Origin of the sequence: Azospirillum sp. B4 (genome assembly GCF_000333275.1) — a bacterium.
GTDB lineage: Bacteria > Pseudomonadota > Alphaproteobacteria > Azospirillales > Azospirillaceae > Nitrospirillum.
In genome coordinates this window covers 1-1650 of record NZ_BACU01000680.1, presented here as the reverse complement: position 1 = coordinate 1650, position 1650 = coordinate 1, and the positions used below count along the sequence as shown (strand labels likewise).

The following is a 1650-nucleotide window of genomic DNA, read 5'->3' as shown; positions in this document are numbered from 1 at the left end:
CGATGGGACGTGGTCGCGGTGGAACTCAACGCCGAGGTGGCGGACGTGATGTCCATGCTCGACCGCTTGGACGCCGCCCTGGCGCGCACTTCGCTTTACGAGCGGGTCCGCCGGGCGATGGGTGAGGCGGCGCCACGGGAAGAGCCCGCCGCCGCACCCTTGCCCCCGCCGCGCGCGTGACCCATAGGGCCGCCCGTCATTCCGGCGTGGGGACGGCGGAGGCGGGGGCCGCTTCGGGCGGGGGCAGGCTTTCGGCCGGCGCGGGCGGCGGCGTCCCCGGCACCGCTGTGGCGACGACGTAGGCCGGCGGCGCCTTCCCCTGTTTGTCCGCGCCGAAGTAGATGGTCTGGTGCGGGAAGGGGATGTCGATGCCCAGTTCATCGAAGCGCTGTTTCATGCGGCGGTTGAAGGCGCGCATCACCTTCCACTGGTCGGACGGCCGGGTCTTGATGCGGGCCTTGATGACGACGGCGCTGTCGGCGAACTTGTCCAGGCCCAGGATGTCGATGGGTTCCAGGATGCGGTCGGCGTAGTCGGGGTCCGCCTGGAGGTCGGCGCCCAGTTCGGTCAGGACCTCGCTCACCTGGTCGACATCCTCCCGGTAGGCCACGCCCACCTCGAACATGGCGTAGGAGAACTCCTTTGTCATGTTCTTCACGGTGGTCACCTCGCTGAAGGGAATGATAATCACCGTGCCGCTGACGTCGCGCAGCCGCATGGAGCGGATGGAGATCTGCTCCACCGTGCCGGAGCAGCCGGCCACGGCCACCACGTCGCCCACGGCCACTGCGTCCTGCATCAGGATGAACAGCCCTGTGATGAAGTCCTTAACCAGGGTCTGGGCCCCGAAGCCGATGGCGATGCCGGCGATGCCGGCGCCGGCCAGCAGCGGGCCGACATTGACCCCCACCTGGGACAGGATGACCAAGGCGACCGCAGTGCTGAGCACGATGGCCAGCGTCTTGCGGAACAGGGGCAGCAGCGTGCGGGTGCGGGCGCTGTGCTCCACCGGGGTGCCATCGATGCCGGGGCGCGTCAGGTACAGCTGAATGAAAAACCCGACGACCTCTCAGGTGGTGACGGCGGCGATGGTGCTGAATACCACCACCAGCAGATTGCCCAGCAGCCGCTGCCCGGCGCTGGAGGTAAGCCAGCCGGCCGTGTCCACACCCCAGATCTGCAGGATCAGCAGAGTCGCCAACAGGTAGGCCACCGCGCGTCCTGTGCCGGTCAGGATGGGCGCATAAAGGTTGACCCGGTGCTGCAGACCCGGGAAGCGCTGGTCCAGGGCGTCGTCTATGGCCAGCGCACGGTTGGTCAGGCGGGTCCCGACCGCGATCCCATAATAGGCCACCAGTACCACCACGACCGTTAGCAGGGTGGCCCGCGCCAGGAAGGCGAACCCGCCGGGGATGCCGGCGATCCACAAGCCATAGGCGCCCAGGACGTACAGAATGGCGGCGATGTGCCACGTGTCGGCCAGGCTGGTGCGGAGCTGGCGCAGGATGGCGGGGCCCCGGCTGGCGCCGTCGCGGATGACGCGCTGCACCGCCCCCCGGTTCTGCAGGATCAGCATGACCAGCAGGCCGACGAACAGCAGCCCCAGAAGCCGGATCATCGCTGCTTCGGCAACGGCGTTCATGCCCAACG

General features: G+C 68.4%; 2 protein-coding genes and 1 pseudogene. 1 reads left to right on the top strand and 2 read right to left on the bottom strand.

Annotated elements, in window-relative coordinates; translation table 11 throughout:
- Positions 1 to 180: hypothetical protein (locus I55_RS37465; RefSeq protein ID WP_199902780.1), on the top strand; the 180-nt coding region annotated here is incomplete at its 5' end.
- 16 nt (positions 181 to 196) lie between these two features.
- Here I55_RS37465 and I55_RS33700 read toward each other — a convergent pair.
- The gene (locus I55_RS33700) at positions 197 to 1009 is read right to left on the bottom strand and encodes a mechanosensitive ion channel family protein (RefSeq protein WP_049974662.1); all 813 of its coding nucleotides are present in this window, start codon (positions 1007 to 1009) and stop codon (positions 197 to 199) included.
- A 60-nt stretch (positions 1010 to 1069) separates the two neighbouring features.
- Positions 1070 to 1650, bottom strand: a pseudogene (locus I55_RS33695) (hypothetical protein); the annotation flags it as partial.